This is a genomic window from Geomicrobium sp. JCM 19055, from assembly GCF_000698185.1.
Classification (GTDB): Bacteria; Bacillota; Bacilli; order Bacillales; family Marinococcaceae; genus Geomicrobium_A; species Geomicrobium_A sediminis.
This window is the reverse complement of the sequence record NZ_BAXL01000010.1, coordinates 132,948-147,191: the sequence shown is the minus strand read 5'-3', so window position 1 is coordinate 147,191 and position 14,244 is coordinate 132,948. Positions and strand designations below refer to the sequence as shown.

Here is a 14,244-nt window from a genome sequence, read left to right as displayed (position 1 = left end):
CTCTGAGCAACTCCATAAAGGAGTTGCTTTTTTTGTGAGCGTTTTATATGATATAACCATCGGTTAGTAACCATTGGTTATGAGGTGGAGTAGAATGGATAAAGCTAGACAACGAATTATGAAAGCAGCAGAGCAACTTTTTGTACAAAAGGGGTTTAATCACGTGTCAGTACGTGAAGTTGCAAGCCGTGCGAAGTGCTCACATACGAGCATTTACGTCTACTTTAAGGATAAACATGCTCTATTAGAAGCAATTGCTGAAAAGCCGCTTGCTACGTTACATGCATCATTAGTTGAAGCAAATGATCTTTGTGAATTAGCAGAGCGTTTTGTGACATTCGGATTGATTCATCGCAACTTGTATCCATTGATCATGACGACAGAAGCACAACGTGTAGATGAGGGGGTAAATCATGAGTTAAATGAATGGCGCTTAATGTTATTTACTGAATTAAAAGAGAAGATTCTAGCGGAGAATGATCAATCATGTTCAATGGACGTTGCCCGTATGGTTTTTTATCAACTACATGGAATGATTATGACGTACGTGACAAGTGAAGAGACAGTTGAGGAGTTGCTAGAGCGTCTGCGACCGTTGCTTAGACATAGCGTCAGACGATTATGTGAGGGGGAAGGTACATGAAACAGGTTCAAATTTCACCATCGGTCATGAAGTTAGAGTTCTTCATCGGAATTAAAGTAAGCGTTTGGATAGTTAAACATGATCAAGGAGTTCTTCTCATTGATTCAGGGCTTGGAATATTCTCGCGAGCGATTACGCAACAAATTGGACTTATCGGAGAATTAACAGAAATAGTACTTACCCACGGTCACCCAGATCATATTGGTGGGGTGAAGGCAATATCAAGAGAGGGTATAATACCCGTCATGGTCGATGAGAGGGAGTTGCCTTACATCTTTGGAGAAAAACCATATCCCAACAGAAAAAAAAGCACAGAAGCCGATTGCAATTAAAGAGGTTAAACCACTGGATGATGAAGATTTGCTAGAAAAAGGGTTACGGGCATTCTATACACCGGGTCATTCTCCAGGCCACACGTGTTTTTATCATGAAGCGGAAGGTGTTCTCATTGCAGGGGATCTCTTTACTAGTAAAAAGGGAAAGCTTCAAGACCCAGTACCTGCTTTTACAGCTGATATGGATCTTGCAAAGCGAAGTGGCAAAGACATGCTTCAAGTCGTTTCACCCGCTGTCGTTTCACCGTGTCACGGGAAAGACGTTTGGTTGTAATTAGTCGTGGACCGCAAGTTGATAACGGTTCACATCAAAATCAAGCGCATTCCCTTGTGCCATTTCTGCCAGCACACTTCCTAAATACGGTCCGACGGTTAATCCGCTTGCACCTAATCCGTTAGCGAACAATACGTGATCAACGTTAGGTAAATAGCCGAAAGATGGCAAGAAATTGGCTGTGAACGGTCGGAAACCGACACGAACATCTTCAACAGTGAAAGACTTCAACGCTTCCCCATGTGTGAAGGCTTGATCAAGAATTGAAGAAACACCGTGGGCAGTCGGATACGGGTGAAATTCGTTCGTATCTTCATGAGTGGAGCCAATCACAACCGTACCATCACTATTCGGTACGAAGTATTGCGTGCCAGGTGGCATGATGACCGGAGGTTGTTGCTTGAATGGTTCCGCTGCTTTGAGATGAACAATTTGAGCTTTTTGGTGGGTGACGAGTGGTTGAATACCAAATGCGTTCGCCCATTCATTGCCCCAGGCGCCTGTCGTGACGATGAGTGTGTCATAGCCTAGTTCCTCACCGTCTACGTAAAGCTTGTCAGAAAACGTAGCTTCCTTGAACAAACAAGTTGCTCCAAGTTTTTCCGCAGCTTTGAGCGTTGCGTTACGTAAAGCGCGACCGTCTACTTTAGCACCGCCACTAACGTGAAGGGCGTATTCATAATTTGAGAGGTAAGGAAAATAGTTGTGAATCTCTTCTGCACTTGTGATGGGTGTCAGTACACCAATTTCAGGAGCGAGTTCCTTCTTTTTTTAGGACACGGTCGTACATTTTAGTAAGTGAGCGCTCATCTTTATGAAGGGCAATTGTTCCAACTTGATCGTACCCAGTCGTAGATTCTCCGAGTTCATGGAGTTCGTTAATATAGGTCGGATAATAGCGAGCGCCATTTTGTACAAGGTAATACCAATCTTTGTTACGGCGTTGCGAAAGCATGGAGACACAATACCAGCAGCGGCATCGGTTGCTTGTCCTGCGTCAAAACGATCAACAATCGTGACGTCATGTCCAGCTTTTGCAAGGTGATAAGCAGTACTTGCACCTAGAATTCCAGCGCCAACAACGACGTACTTGCTCATAGGAAATCACCTTCCCGACGTTTTTCTAAAGCGACGATAAACGGTGCATCGTTTTTATGGTTCATAAATTCATATTTAGCAACGAGTACGTGTTCATGAGAGAGGTTTCGAATATAAGCAAGAAGCTGGTCCTTTTCTTGTTTGCCTTCTTCATGTCCGTGGTAGACGACGAGGACAATCGTTCCTTTCACTGGCATTATCGTTAACAGTTGTTGAATTGCCTTCACTGTCGTTTCGCCAGTCGTCGTTACTTCCTTATTGCTTCCGGGTAAGTAACCTAAGTTAAAAATCGCAGCCTTTGGTCGATCATCTTTGCAATACTGTTCGATCTTGTCATGGCTATCGTGAATCAATGTGACACGATCTGTGATTTGTTCTTTTTCCAATCGTTCACGTGTATTTATAATGGCAGTTTCTTGTATATCAAAACTATAGACTTTGCCTTTCTCTCCTACGAGGGAGGCGAGAAATAACGTATCATGACCGTTGCCAGCGGTCGCATCAATGGCTGTGTCGCCAATCGAGAGGCTATCTTTCATTAAACGTTTTGCAAAGGGCAGCATTTGTGGTAGAGACAATGAAATTCTCCTCTCTTCGTTGTAGAAATAGTGTACCACGACTGAATTGCCAATTTCCTAGCATTCATTGTACACTGATGGTCGGTACTAAAGGTAGGTGGGGATATGCCGAAGATCATTTGGCTATTAATTATCGGAATGAGTACGAATGTCATTGCTTCATCGTTTTTATGGCCATTAAATACGATTTACATTCATGAACAACTAGGAGAGCCGCTATCTGCAGCAGGTGTTGTGCTGATGATGTATGCGGGAGCAGGGGTCATCGGAAACATTGTCGGTGGACGGTTGTTTGATGTAATTGGTGGGTATAAAACGCTCGTTATCGGAATGACATTTGCACTTGGCTTTGCAATATTACTCGCTTTTAATCATGAATATTATCAATATATGGCATTTCTGACTGGGATCGGACTCGGTCATGGCATGATCGTGCCGGTATTTTATTCTCTTGCAGGTTCTCTTTGGCCTGAAGGAGGCAGACGGCCATTTAATGCGATGTACGTTGCGCAAAATGTCGGGGTTTCAGCAGGTACAGCGTTAGCTGGAATTGTCGCAGCATTTCATATTGAAATGATTTTTGTTGCCAACAGCATCACGTATTTGTTGTTGTTTTTGTTTGCAGTCATTGCATATCGAGGGATTCAAGAACGATCAACATCGAGTGCACAAGTGCAAAAGAGCAAAAACTTCAAACAACAGAACATGTCAGCCTTGCGATTTTGTCTGTCGGGTTTCTAATCTGCTGGGTCGCTTACGTTCAATGGTTGTCGAACATTTCTGTACATATGCAAAGTTTGAACATTGATCTCTATTACTACAGCTTGCTTTGGACGTTAAATGGTTTGCTTATTGTTATCATGCAACCAGTTATGGCGATCGTTGTTCGTAAATGGGTGACAACCCTAAAAGCACAGCTTATTACGGGAGCGATTATATTTGCAGGGGCATTTCTTGTATTAACACAAGCAGAAGTGTTTACTGTGTTTTTACTTGCCATGATTATTTTGACGTTCGGTGAGTTATTCGTCTGGCCAGCGGTTCCGACGATTGCGAACAAAATGGCGCCAAAAGGCAGTGAAGGTTTTATCAAGGAATTGTAAACAGTGTCGCTACTGGGGGGAGAATGATTGGACCACTTCTTGGTGGGATGATTGTTGATCACTATGACATGCAAACGATGTTCTTTGTTATTCTAAGTCTCTTCATCATTGCAATTATTTCATTTGCAATGTATGATCGCCCGTTACGTAAATCAAATAAAAAGCTGCCTCTTCAATCGTAAAGTGAAGAGGCAGCTTTTTCTTATTCATATCGTGGCACAGGATGTCTTCGTAAATAATCCCGAATCGATTGTTTGAGTTTACCAGTTAGTTTTTTTTGCGACGGGCTTGTTTCTTTGATTTCGCTTTGCCCATGGATTCCACAGCTACCACGGTCTTCACTCCCTTCATGAAATGTCTTGTCTCTTTAGTATACGCTTAATTTATAGAAAATGCTTCTTAATCTAGAATTTCTCAAAAGGACAAGAGAATGAAAGCTCGCAAATGCTTGACAGCCTTGACATTGACAGATTTCGAGCCTACAATGGCAATATCAAGAAATCCGTCGTTATGGATGGTTTTACACTTTTCGATGACGTCTCCGATAAGGAGATTTTTTTTAGACATTACACATACTTCACTGTTGACAAAGGAGGCACCCCTTATGGCCTTTTCACATAAGGAGATTGAAAAAAAATGGCAAACGTTTTGGGAGTCGAATAAAACGTTTCGCGTGGATACAGCTGACCACTCACGTGAGAAATTCTATGCGTTAGATATGTTCCCTTATCCGTCAGGAGCGGGTTTACACGTTGGACACCCTGAAGGGTACACAGCGACAGATATTTTATCGCGAATGAAGCGTATGCAAGGGTATAACGTATTGCACCCGATGGGTTGGGATGCATTCGGTTTACCTGCAGAGCAATATGCATTAGATACGAATCAACACCCGAATACTTTTACACAAAAGAACATCAACACCTTTAAGCGTCAAATCCAAGAACTTGGGTTTTCTTATGACTGGGATCGTGAAATTAGTACAACGGATCCAGATTATTATAAGTGGACACAGTGGATTTTTATTCAACTTTACAAAAAAAGGATTAGCCTACGTTGATGAAGTAGCGGTGAATTGGTGTCCTGCGCTTGGAACTGTACTTGCCAATGAAGAAGTCATTGACGGTGTTAGCGAACGTGGTGGACACCCTGTTGAACGACGTCCAATGAAGCAATGGATGCTCAAAATTACAGAATATGCCGACCGCCTACTTGATGATTTAGATGAGTTGGACTGGCCTGAAAGCATTAAAGATATGCAACGCAACTGGATTGGCAAATCCGCTGGCGCTGAAGTTCGTTTCGAAATCGATGAGCACAATGTTGAAGTATTTACGACGCGTCCAGATACACTCTTTGGTGCGACTTACATGGTGCTTGCACCAGAACATCGCCTCGTTGACCTCATTACGACTGACGATGCCCGTGAATCTGTGGAAGCCTACCGCAAGAAAGTAAGTACGAAAAGTGACTTAGAGCGTACCGATCTTGCAAAAGAGAAAACAGGTGCATTCACAGGTGCTTATGCTACGAACCCAGTGAATGGCGAACAGATTCCGGTTTGGATTGCTGACTATGTGCTTATTAGTTATGGAACAGGTGCGGTTATGGCGGTCCCTGCTCATGACGAGCGCGACTATGAATTTGCTAAAACGTTCGACTTACCGATTCGTGAAGTGGTGAGTGGCGGCAATATTGATGAAGAACCATACGTTGGTGATGGTGATCACATCAATTCAGAGTTTCTTAACGGTTTGAACAAAGAAGATGCGATTCAAACGGTCATTGAGTGGCTTGAGAAGAACGACTATGGGCAAAAGAAAACGACGTACCGTTTGCGTGATTGGTTGTTTAGTCGTCAGCGTTATTGGGGTGAACCAATTCCTATGATTCATTGGGAAGACGGTACGATGACGCCAGTTGATGAAAGTGAGTTGCCATTAACGCTTCCTGAGTTGGACGAATTTAAGCCGTCAGGCACAGGAGAGTCACCGCTTGCCAATGCAAAAGAATGGCTTGAAGTGACTGATCCTAAGACGGGAATGAAAGGTCGTCGTGAAACGAATACAATGCCTCAATGGGCAGGTAGCTGCTGGTACTATTTACGTTTTATCGACCCAGACAATGATGAAGCCCTTGCTGATCCTGAGAAGTTGAAAACTTGGCTTCCGGTTGATATTTATATCGGCGGGGCAGAACATGCCGTTCTTCACTTGCTATACGCTCGCTTCTGGCACAAAGTGCTTTACGACATCGGTGTTGTACCGACGAAAGAACCGTTCCAACGTTTGTACAATCAAGGAATGATTCTTGGTGAGAACAACGAGAAGATGAGTAAGTCAAAAGGCAACGTCGTCAATCCAGATGAGATCATTGAAACGCATGGTGCGGACACCCTTCGTATGTATGAAATGTTCATGGGACCATTGGATGCATCAATTGCTTGGTCAACGAATGGACTGGACGCATCTAGAAGGTTCCTCGATCGTGTGTGGCGTTTACTCGTTACAGAAGAAGGAAAGCTTGTGGATACGGTTGTTGAAGATGCTGCGAGCGATCATTCACTTTTACCGGTTTATCACCAAACCGTTGCGAAAGTGAGCGATGACTTTAAGAACTTACGATTTAACACGGGGATTAGTCAGCTGATGGTGTTGATTAACGCTGCATACAAAGCCGATACGTTACCGAAAGTTGCAATGGAAGGTTTCGTGAAAATGCTTTCGCCAATTGCACCGCACGTAGCAGAAGAGCTATGGGAAAAGCTTGGTCACACAGGCACGATCTCTTACGAAGCTTGGCCAGTACATGATCCTGCGTACCTCGTTCAAGACGAAGTTGAAGTTGTCGTTCAAGTAAATGGAAAAGTACGCGCAAAGCTTGTCATGTCAAAAGACGCGACAAAAGAAGAAATGCAAGAAAGTGCGTTATCCGATGAGAAAGTCGCAAGCAATATCGAAGGCAAAACGATCCGCAAAATCATTGCCGTACCAGGTAAATTGGTTAACGTTGTTGCGAATTAATAAAAAGCCCGTCAGTAGCTTAGACGCTACTGACGGGCTTTTGCATTTATTCAGCGGTTGCAGCGTTTAATCCGGCAGTATAACCAGTAGAGAAGGCAACCGTAATGTTAAATCCACCTGTATAGCCGTGAATATCAAGCACCTCACCGCAGAAGTACAAGCCTTCTTTTTGCTTAGATGCCATCGTTTTAGGGACGATTTCCTTGATTGAAACGCCACCTCCAGTAACGAAGGCTTTTTCAATGGAAAGCGTTCCGTTCGCAGTAAATAAAAACGCCTTAGTAAGTTCGCTTAACGTTTGCAATTGTTCATGACTGACTTCTTTTAGTGGTGTTGTTGAATCAATTTGTGCTCGGTTCAATAGTGTGAGCAAATAACGCTCAGGTGCAAAGTTCGCTAGCGCGTTTTTACTCGATCTAGCACCATCGTTTTCTTTGTATGAAAGCAACTGTTGCTGTAAAGAAGCGACAGTCTCTTCAGGATATAAATCGAGACTTAACGTGACCGGGTTTTGTTTGTTCTTTTTGCGTTCTTTAACGACGTACTGACTGCATCGAAGGGCAGTCGGACCACTAATCCCAAAGTGCGTGAACAATACATCACCCGTATGCGTGACGATTTTCTTTTGTTTCTTGTTTAAAACGGTTAGGGCAATATTTCGAAGCGACAATCCTTGCATTGAACGATTTTTTATGAAGGTTTCGTTTGAAGTGATTGGAACTTCTGTTGGATAGAGATCCGTAATGGTATGTCCTGCGGACTTTGCAAAAGGGTAACCGTCCCCAGTGCTGCCCGTATGGGGGACGCTCGTCCCACCCGTTGCGACAATGACGGCATCTCCTTCAATTGTTTTTCCAGATTCCAATTTGACTCCAGTTACGTGCTCTTCGTTGATTTGCAATGATTTCACACGTTCATTCGTTCGAATGGTCACCTTAAGACGGTGTATTTCTTTCAACAACGTATCCACGACGGTTTTTGCGCTATCGGTAACGGGGAACATCCGACCCATATCTTCTTCTTTCAATTGGATGCCTAACCCTTCGAAATAGTGAATGATGTTTTCATTGTTCCAAACGGAAAACGGGCTGTACATAAACTTCCCGTTGCCTGGAATAAATGAAATCAATTCACTTTCATCCATTCGATTGGTGACGTTGCATCGACCACCACCTGATATCGCTAGCTTTCGACCGAGTTTATTGCCTTTGTCGACGAGCGTGACCTTCGCTCCGTGTGTGGCGGCAGCTACGGCTGCCATTAACCCTGAAGGTCCTCCACCGATTATAATGACTTTTCTCATAACGTACTCCTTTTACATCCGTTCATTCGTTATTGAATGATAACACGGAACGAGCGGAATTTCCTAATTCATTCAGCAATGATCACAGAAAGAAAGCTGAAACAAAATACTCTGAATTTGAAACCTGTTCAAACATGTAATCGTACTCTACGTATGGCTTTATTATTGAACATACTGGTGGAAAATACGAAATAAATGCTCCTATATTCCCGGTAATAACTAGTTTTTACCCATGTTATACTAAGAATAGATTATTTAACCGTCTACTCTGAAAATATGAACAAATGAGGTGAAGCATGGAACAGATTACGATTCATAGTCGCACTCATAGTGAAATGATCGATATTACCTCACAGATTGAACAGTACATTACGCAAAATAATTATGATCATGGCATTGTGTATGTGTCTAATTTGCATACGACAGCAGGAGTTACGATTAACGAAAATGCCGACCCCGATGTAAAGACCGACTTTTTAAGACGTTTGGATGAAGTGTATCCTTGGGAGCATCCAGAGGATTTGCATGCAGAGGGAAATACAGCCGCTCATTTAAAAGCGAGTACTGTTGGAGCCACTCAAGCAATTCTTGTGGAAAATGGTAAGTTGGTGCTTGGAACGTGGCAAGGCGTTTATTTTTGTGAATTTGATGGACCGAGAAAGTCAAGGCGAGTGGTACTTTCGTTTGTCCAGTCAGAAGGAGGTCGCGTATGAGTCGAAGAGGAGGTAGACCAAGAGCGTCTTCTCGTTCGAGAAGACCATCGAGTCGAGGTTCGAGTGGTCGTTCAACGAGTCGTCCACGTACAAACCGTCCATCTAGTCGTCCGAGCACAAGTAGTGGTGGAGGCTATCGTCCGAAAGCGTCAAGCAGTGGTGGAAGTGGTGGAGGTTTTCTAAAAGGCATGGCAGTAGGGAGTATGATGGGGCGAGGTCGAAGAAGAAGACATATGGGTGGAGGCTATTACAACAGAGGCGGTAATGGAATTGGTCTAGGTTGTTTAGCAGGAATTGTTATTGTCGTTTTAATCGGGATCATTTTCTTGCTCTTAACGAATTGAGGTACGAATCATGAGCGGAAGTTTGCACGTCATTCCGTGCGGGAAGAAGAAAATCTGGGATCTAGAGCCTGCACATCCCCCTGCTTATGCAAAAGATGCTTATGTCGGTACGTTCCATCGAATCTGCCGGCACTATGTGCACCATTTTGAAGCTGACTGGGTGATTCTTTCGGCGAAGTATGGATTTCTACTCCCAGATCATGTCGTTCCACATCATTATGACTTAACATGGAATATTTCACATAAAAAAAGATTGGATTTCGATGGAACGTTTACGAGATCAAGTGAAAGAAGAAAAGCTTCATAATTATGAGCGAATTGTCTTATTAACCGGGAAGAAATACGAACCGATCGTTCGTAACGTATTTGGGTCGACTTTTCCAGTTATTCGTCCCCTCGACGGGGCAAGGGGAATCGGTGACATGCAAGCGATGTTGAAACGTTCCATCGAACAAAACGTCAAATTATGTTGAGAAGCGACAACGATGATAAAGTTGTCGCTTTTTTTGTAAGCAGTCATCTTGAATAAGATATGGTAAAATGCGTAAGATGGACGTTTGTTTTCTCGGTGAAGGGTGCGTAGACAATTATGGCAGAAAGTAAGTTAGTCCGAGGAACAATGATGCTAACAGGGCAACGTTGTTTTCACGGTTACTCGGATTGTTATACATATTTCCATTTACATTAATGGTCGGTCAACAAGGAAATGCTTTATATTCTTACGGTTATCTTCCGTATACGTTGTTGCTCAGTTTATCAACGTTAGGGATTCCGATGGCAGTATCTAAATTCGTTGCCAAGTACCACGCAGTTGGCGATTATGAAACCGGTCATCGACTGTTTCGTTCAGCACTAATTGTAATGGGAATTACAGGGGTAATCTCGTTTCTATTACTCTTTTTATTGGCACCACAAATTGCGGCACAAGTCGTTGCTGATGATGGAACCGGAAATCGACCAGAAGACGCTACATTTGTTATTCGTATGGTAAGCGTTGCGTTAATTATTATTCCGATTATGGCAGTCATTCGTGGATACTTCCAAGGGTTCCAATCGATGGGACCAACGGCGATTTCGCAAGTCGTTGAACAAATTTTCCGTGTCGGTTTTATCCTCGTTGCGACATTCCTTATTCTACAAGTAGGAAACGGTTCCCTCGGGACTGCCGTTGGTTTTGCGACATTTGGTGCATTTATTGGGGGATTAGCTCATTTCTTGTCTTGTATTATTTTTGGAGAAAGCGCAAGGCAGGAATTCACCAATTAGTAAGCGAAACAAAGAGACAAGGAGAGCCGTTGCCACTTGGTGGCATGTACAAAGAATTGATTCGTTATGCGTTGCCACTTTCGTTTGTAGGACTGGCAATCCCGCTTTACCAATTAATTGATATGTTTACGTACTCGAGTGCGTTGGAAACGTATGGATTTACAGGTCAAGAAGCGGAAAGCGCATTTGGTATCTTTGCTAGAACGAGTCACTCAGTCATTCTAATTCCAGTGGCAGTAGCAACGGCCATGTCAGTAAACATTATCCCAGCCATTACCCGATCGAATACAAATGGCGATCGTGATGAGATGAATGCATACATGACCAAGTGTTTTTATATCATCTTATTCTTTACCGTTCCAGCAATGGCAGGACTCATGATATTGTCGACACCAGCGTTTGCAACGCTGTTCGGGATGGATGACTATATTCTCGGTGGTCAGATTCTACAAATGTACGCGCCAGCTGCAGTGTTGTTTTCACTATTTGCTGTAACAGCTGCGATGTTACAAGGGATGAACAAGCAAAAGCAAGCCATTATGGGGCTTGTTATTGGGCTCGTTATTAAATTGAGTCTCACGTATGTTTTGACCGTTCTGTTTGGTGTTGGTGGAGCGATTGTCGCTACGTTACTTGGTTATAGTACAGCAATCGTCTACAACGTCGTATCAATCCGAAAAGCAACGAACTATGAAGTGAATCAGTTAAAGCGCCCTGCGCTTAAAGTAGCGTTGATTACAGTAGTTATGGTCGTTGCCGTAGCGATTGTGCAAGCAGGAGGTCAACACGTGTTTGATGCATCAACACAATTAGGAATGGTTTCCATTCTAGCCTTCGGTGTTGTTACAGGCGGATTATTGTATTTTGTTCTGGCTGTACGTACGGGGTTAGCAGCAGACGTATTGGGAGATCGTTTTACTTTGTTAAGAAAATGAAATCTGCTGTAAATGGTTCAGCGTGTTACACTGAAATTTGATTTTATTGTAGGTGGGTGAAAGGGATGCTGGCACGTTTTAAAGCCTTTGATTGGATATTTATCAGTGCTGTATTTGCTTTAGCTGTCTTCGGTCTTCTGATGGTATATAGTGCTAGTTATCCTGCTGCAATTAACAGCGGTCAACCAGCCACTGCGGTCGTATCAAGACAGCTGATGTTTTTTTGTTATCGGTATCGTATTGTTTGTTGTAATCATGAATTTCAGATATCAATTTCTTAAGAAGTTAAGCCCGTTGATTATCATTGCGTCATTGATTCTCTTGTTATTAGTTCCGATTATCGGTCTTGAAGATAAAGGTGCAACAAGGTGGATCTCCATTGGTGGATTTACGCTTCAGCCATCTGAGTTTGTAAAGCTTGGCGTTATTATCTATTTAGCGTCTGTGTACTCGAAGAAACATAAATATATTAATCGATTTATACAAGGGGTCTTGCCGCCGCTCGTCATCGTCGTCTTTTTGTTCACGTTAATTTTGTTGCAACCGGATTTAGGTACAGCAGTTGTGATTTTGATGGTTACGGGGATTATTATTTTTTTTGTCAGGTGCAAGACTTCGGCACTTAATTATGCTCGGTGCGCTTTCTTTAACCTCGGTCGTTATTCTAATTACGCAAGAAGAGTATCGAATGAACCGGATCTTTGCTTTTGTAGATCCGTTTGCTCATCAAGATACACACGGACACCAGTTGATTCAATCGTATTATGCGATTGCTAATGGTGGGGTAACAGGTACTGGATTTGGACAAAGTGTGCAAAAACTAGGCTATTTACCAGAGCCACATAACGACTTTATTTTATCGATCATTTCAGAAGAAACGGGCATTCTCGGTGTTGGATTTGTCATTCTTTGCTTCTTAGTCATTGGATTTCGTGGGATTGTGATTGGAAGTCGCTCAAAAAGCGTGTTCGGCTCATTGCTTGCATACGGAATTGTGTTTATGTTTATGTTCCAATTCATCTTTAATGCGGGAGCAGTAAGTGGAACGTTGCCAATTACAGGGATTACGCTTCCGTTCGTAAGTGCTGGAGGTTCGTCACTGATCGTTTCTTTCGTTGCTGCAGCCATCGTTGCGAACATCTCAAGGCAGAACACGAAAGAACAAAACCAAGAGCACGTTGAAGGCATGGAAGATGAAGAACCAACACTAACTGTTGTTCAAAACAAGAAGATGGGGGCAAAATAATGTTGATTATAGGCTATGGTCGATTAGGACAAGCAATTGTCGGCATTTTAACGAACCATCAAACAGAACGTGTCCACGTGTACAATCGAACGAAAGATAAATTAGCAGGTGAGCAAAACGTAGATGTCATCGACCTCAGTCGTTTAAAGACTATCACGATGTGATCCTTGCAATTCCGGCTCATGCATATGAGCCGTTTTTTTCCATGTATCGATCATTGTTCTCGTCAACGTGTCGGTTTTATTATACGGCTACCGCGTTAATGCATTCGGACGTCGCACCACTTATAGAACAAGAGCAGACGATGATTTCTTGTAAGTTGTTAGGTCATGCTCGGGTTGCTTTGCAAGAACGAGAAGCGGTATTTGCACTTCAAACAAAGCAACAAGTTATGAAGTTCAATGAGCTAACGTCACACGCATTTACTGTCATTGAAGGTGATGAAGATGCCGTTAGAAAGGCAAATACAATTGCTACTGAAGAAAGCTTGCGAGGGTTAAAACGGATGGAAGAGCGAATGAGTAAAGCGTCGATTTCCGATGAGATGCTACGTGCTGTACAAGCTCAAATACCGAATGGTATTGCGAAGGCGCATTTACGAAACGACCACGGTCACTTTGCAAAATCACTATTACAACAATGGAACAATGGGAGCGACGAAGATGAGTGAAAGTAGCATGCGAATTGATAAATTTTTAGCAAATGCGAACGTAGGCTCAAGAAGTGATGTGAAGAAATTAATCAAAAAAAAGCTCGTCCTCGTAAATGACATCGTAGTTTCTGATGCAAGTTTTAAAGTGGATGCATCGACAGATGAAATAGAAGTGAGCGGGAAGTCGATTACACTTAGAACGTCACCGCGCTATTACGTTATGAACAAAAGAGGTGGTGTCGTTACAGCAACGAAGGACCACCTCCATAAAACGGTAATGGATGATTTACATGTCGGCCTACGTGAGCAACTCTTTCCTGTCGGTCGTCTAGACAAAGATACGGAAGGCTACTTCTTTTAACGAGCGATGGGGATTTTGCTCATCGTCTAACGTCGCCAAAGCATGACGTCGAAAAAGAATATGCCGTTGGGCTAGACGCGTTGCCGCTTAAAGAAGATCTTCTCCGAATTGAAGGTGGACTTGAGTTAAAAGACGGGAGTCATACAAAACCAGCAAAAATTACAACGAGCAATCATCCAGATTATACGTTGCATATTACGATTACTGAAGGTAAGTATCATCAAGTAAAACGAATGTTTGGAGCGATCGGTCGTAAGGTTGAGCGTCTAAAGCGTGTCAGGATTGGCTCGCTTTCGTTAGATGATCGTTTAGCTGCAGGCGAATACCGTGAGCTCACAACCGAAGAGATTGACCAACTGAAGTAAACAAA

The 14,244-nt window shown here is 43.0% G+C and carries 19 protein-coding genes and 3 pseudogenes; 19 read left to right on the top strand and 3 right to left on the bottom strand.

Annotation, left to right across the window (positions count from 1 at the left end):
• Positions 1–94 precede the first annotated feature (94 nt).
• The 3 genes from JCM19055_RS10565 to JCM19055_RS23555 are packed head-to-tail and all read left to right on the top strand — an operon-like array spanning position 95 to position 1,252.
• The gene (locus tag JCM19055_RS10565) at positions 95–643 is read left to right on the top strand and encodes a TetR/AcrR family transcriptional regulator (protein WP_042359710.1); all 549 of its coding nucleotides are present in this window, start codon (positions 95–97) and stop codon (positions 641–643) included.
• Positions 640–975, top strand: coding sequence for an MBL fold metallo-hydrolase (locus tag JCM19055_RS23560; RefSeq protein ID WP_052366195.1), 336 nt, complete (start codon positions 640–642; stop codon positions 973–975). Before JCM19055_RS10565 ends, JCM19055_RS23560 begins: the two co-directional genes overlap by 4 nt.
• Positions 920–1,252, top strand: a complete 333-nt coding sequence (locus JCM19055_RS23555) for an MBL fold metallo-hydrolase (protein ID WP_052366194.1) — start codon at positions 920–922, stop codon at positions 1,250–1,252. The genes JCM19055_RS23560 and JCM19055_RS23555 overlap by 56 nt, the downstream gene beginning before the upstream one ends.
• Here the strand turns inward: JCM19055_RS23555 and JCM19055_RS10555 are convergent.
• Positions 1,253–2,350 (bottom strand): annotated as a pseudogene (locus JCM19055_RS10555) (NAD(P)/FAD-dependent oxidoreductase).
• Positions 2,347–2,928, bottom strand: coding sequence for a class I SAM-dependent methyltransferase (locus JCM19055_RS10550; RefSeq protein WP_042359709.1), 582 nt, complete (start codon positions 2,926–2,928; stop codon positions 2,347–2,349). The pseudogene JCM19055_RS10555 and the gene JCM19055_RS10550 overlap by 4 nt, the downstream one beginning before the upstream one ends.
• A gap of 105 nt (positions 2,929–3,033) precedes the next feature.
• On the opposite strand from JCM19055_RS10550, the gene JCM19055_RS29300 reads away from it, so the two are divergent.
• The 4 genes and pseudogenes from JCM19055_RS29300 to leuS all read left to right on the top strand — a co-directional run bounded on the left by JCM19055_RS29300 (position 3,034) and on the right by leuS (position 7,054).
• Positions 3,034–3,669 (top strand): MFS transporter, encoded by a 636-nt coding sequence (locus tag JCM19055_RS29300; protein ID WP_265182022.1) that lies wholly within the window; start codon positions 3,034–3,036, stop codon positions 3,667–3,669.
• The gene (locus tag JCM19055_RS29295) at positions 3,651–4,031 is read left to right on the top strand and encodes an MFS transporter (protein ID WP_265182021.1); all 381 of its coding nucleotides are present in this window, start codon (positions 3,651–3,653) and stop codon (positions 4,029–4,031) included. The genes JCM19055_RS29300 and JCM19055_RS29295 overlap by 19 nt, the downstream gene beginning before the upstream one ends.
• A gap of 23 nt (positions 4,032–4,054) precedes the next feature.
• On the top strand, positions 4,055–4,213 hold the full coding sequence (locus JCM19055_RS29290; RefSeq protein WP_265182020.1) for a hypothetical protein: 159 nt from the start codon (positions 4,055–4,057) through the stop codon (positions 4,211–4,213).
• A 422-nt stretch (positions 4,214–4,635) separates the two neighbouring features.
• Positions 4,636–7,054 (top strand): annotated as a pseudogene (gene leuS / locus JCM19055_RS10540) (leucine--tRNA ligase).
• Positions 7,055–7,100: 46 nt separating this feature from the next.
• Here the strand turns inward: leuS and JCM19055_RS10535 are convergent.
• Entirely contained in the window at positions 7,101–8,357 is a 1,257-nt protein-coding gene (locus JCM19055_RS10535) for an NAD(P)/FAD-dependent oxidoreductase (protein ID WP_042359708.1), read from the bottom strand.
• Positions 8,358–8,653: 296 nt separating this feature from the next.
• On the opposite strand from JCM19055_RS10535, the gene JCM19055_RS10530 reads away from it, so the two are divergent.
• The 12 genes and pseudogenes from JCM19055_RS10530 to JCM19055_RS31610 all read left to right on the top strand — a co-directional run bounded on the left by JCM19055_RS10530 (position 8,654) and on the right by JCM19055_RS31610 (position 14,239).
• On the top strand, positions 8,654–9,070 hold the full coding sequence (locus tag JCM19055_RS10530) for a secondary thiamine-phosphate synthase enzyme YjbQ (RefSeq protein ID WP_042359707.1): 417 nt from the start codon (positions 8,654–8,656) through the stop codon (positions 9,068–9,070).
• Positions 9,067–9,414 (top strand): hypothetical protein, encoded by a 348-nt coding sequence (locus JCM19055_RS10525; protein ID WP_042359706.1) that lies wholly within the window; start codon positions 9,067–9,069, stop codon positions 9,412–9,414. Before JCM19055_RS10530 ends, JCM19055_RS10525 begins: the two co-directional genes overlap by 4 nt.
• Positions 9,415–9,424: 10 nt before the next feature.
• Positions 9,425–9,721, top strand: a complete 297-nt coding sequence (locus tag JCM19055_RS29285) for a DUF6884 domain-containing protein (RefSeq protein WP_265182019.1) — start codon at positions 9,425–9,427, stop codon at positions 9,719–9,721.
• Positions 9,678–9,887, top strand: a complete 210-nt coding sequence (locus JCM19055_RS29280; RefSeq protein WP_265182018.1) for a hypothetical protein — start codon at positions 9,678–9,680, stop codon at positions 9,885–9,887. Before JCM19055_RS29285 ends, JCM19055_RS29280 begins: the two co-directional genes overlap by 44 nt.
• 166 nt (positions 9,888–10,053) lie before the next feature.
• A complete protein-coding gene (locus JCM19055_RS29275) occupies positions 10,054–10,680 on the top strand; it encodes an oligosaccharide flippase family protein (protein ID WP_265182017.1) in 627 nt (208 codons plus the stop codon).
• Positions 10,635–11,615, top strand: a complete 981-nt coding sequence (locus JCM19055_RS29270; protein WP_265182016.1) for a polysaccharide biosynthesis C-terminal domain-containing protein — start codon at positions 10,635–10,637, stop codon at positions 11,613–11,615. Before JCM19055_RS29275 ends, JCM19055_RS29270 begins: the two co-directional genes overlap by 46 nt.
• A gap of 56 nt (positions 11,616–11,671) precedes the next feature.
• Complete coding sequence (locus JCM19055_RS31625; RefSeq protein WP_370543076.1) at positions 11,672–11,896, top strand: hypothetical protein; 225 nt, start codon at positions 11,672–11,674, stop codon at positions 11,894–11,896.
• Positions 11,871–12,392 (top strand): FtsW/RodA/SpoVE family cell cycle protein, encoded by a 522-nt coding sequence (locus tag JCM19055_RS31620; RefSeq protein ID WP_370543075.1) that lies wholly within the window; start codon positions 11,871–11,873, stop codon positions 12,390–12,392. Before JCM19055_RS31625 ends, JCM19055_RS31620 begins: the two co-directional genes overlap by 26 nt.
• The gene (locus tag JCM19055_RS31615) at positions 12,277–12,861 is read left to right on the top strand and encodes an FtsW/RodA/SpoVE family cell cycle protein (protein WP_370543078.1); all 585 of its coding nucleotides are present in this window, start codon (positions 12,277–12,279) and stop codon (positions 12,859–12,861) included. The genes JCM19055_RS31620 and JCM19055_RS31615 overlap by 116 nt, the downstream gene beginning before the upstream one ends.
• Positions 12,861–13,025, top strand: coding sequence for a hypothetical protein (locus tag JCM19055_RS26370; RefSeq protein WP_152549834.1), 165 nt, complete (start codon positions 12,861–12,863; stop codon positions 13,023–13,025). Before JCM19055_RS31615 ends, JCM19055_RS26370 begins: the two co-directional genes overlap by 1 nt.
• Positions 13,022–13,531, top strand: coding sequence for a hypothetical protein (locus JCM19055_RS10505; protein WP_042359705.1), 510 nt, complete (start codon positions 13,022–13,024; stop codon positions 13,529–13,531). The genes JCM19055_RS26370 and JCM19055_RS10505 overlap by 4 nt, the downstream gene beginning before the upstream one ends.
• Positions 13,437–14,239 (top strand): annotated as a pseudogene (locus JCM19055_RS31610) (pseudouridine synthase). Before JCM19055_RS10505 ends, JCM19055_RS31610 begins: the two are co-directional and overlap by 95 nt.
• The last annotated feature ends 5 nt before the right edge of the window (positions 14,240–14,244 follow it).

Coding starts and splice junctions, on each gene's coding strand:
- JCM19055_RS10565 (WP_042359710.1), top strand. CDS start 95: ATGGATAAAGCTAGACAACGAATTATGAAAGCAGCAGAGCAACTTTTT.
- JCM19055_RS23560 (WP_052366195.1), top strand. CDS start 640: ATGAAACAGGTTCAAATTTCACCATCGGTCATGAAGTTAGAGTTCTTC.
- JCM19055_RS29300 (WP_265182022.1), top strand. CDS start 3,034: ATGCCGAAGATCATTTGGCTATTAATTATCGGAATGAGTACGAATGTC.
- JCM19055_RS29290 (WP_265182020.1), top strand. CDS start 4,055: ATGATTGGACCACTTCTTGGTGGGATGATTGTTGATCACTATGACATG.
- JCM19055_RS10535 (WP_042359708.1), bottom strand. CDS start 8,357: ATGAGAAAAGTCATTATAATCGGTGGAGGACCTTCAGGGTTAATGGCA.
- JCM19055_RS10530 (WP_042359707.1), top strand. CDS start 8,654: ATGGAACAGATTACGATTCATAGTCGCACTCATAGTGAAATGATCGAT.
- JCM19055_RS10525 (WP_042359706.1), top strand. CDS start 9,067: ATGAGTCGAAGAGGAGGTAGACCAAGAGCGTCTTCTCGTTCGAGAAGA.
- JCM19055_RS29285 (WP_265182019.1), top strand. CDS start 9,425: ATGAGCGGAAGTTTGCACGTCATTCCGTGCGGGAAGAAGAAAATCTGG.
- JCM19055_RS29280 (WP_265182018.1), top strand. CDS start 9,678: ATGGAACGTTTACGAGATCAAGTGAAAGAAGAAAAGCTTCATAATTAT.
- JCM19055_RS31620 (WP_370543075.1), top strand. CDS start 11,871: ATGAATTTCAGATATCAATTTCTTAAGAAGTTAAGCCCGTTGATTATC.
- JCM19055_RS26370 (WP_152549834.1), top strand. CDS start 12,861: ATGTTGATTATAGGCTATGGTCGATTAGGACAAGCAATTGTCGGCATT.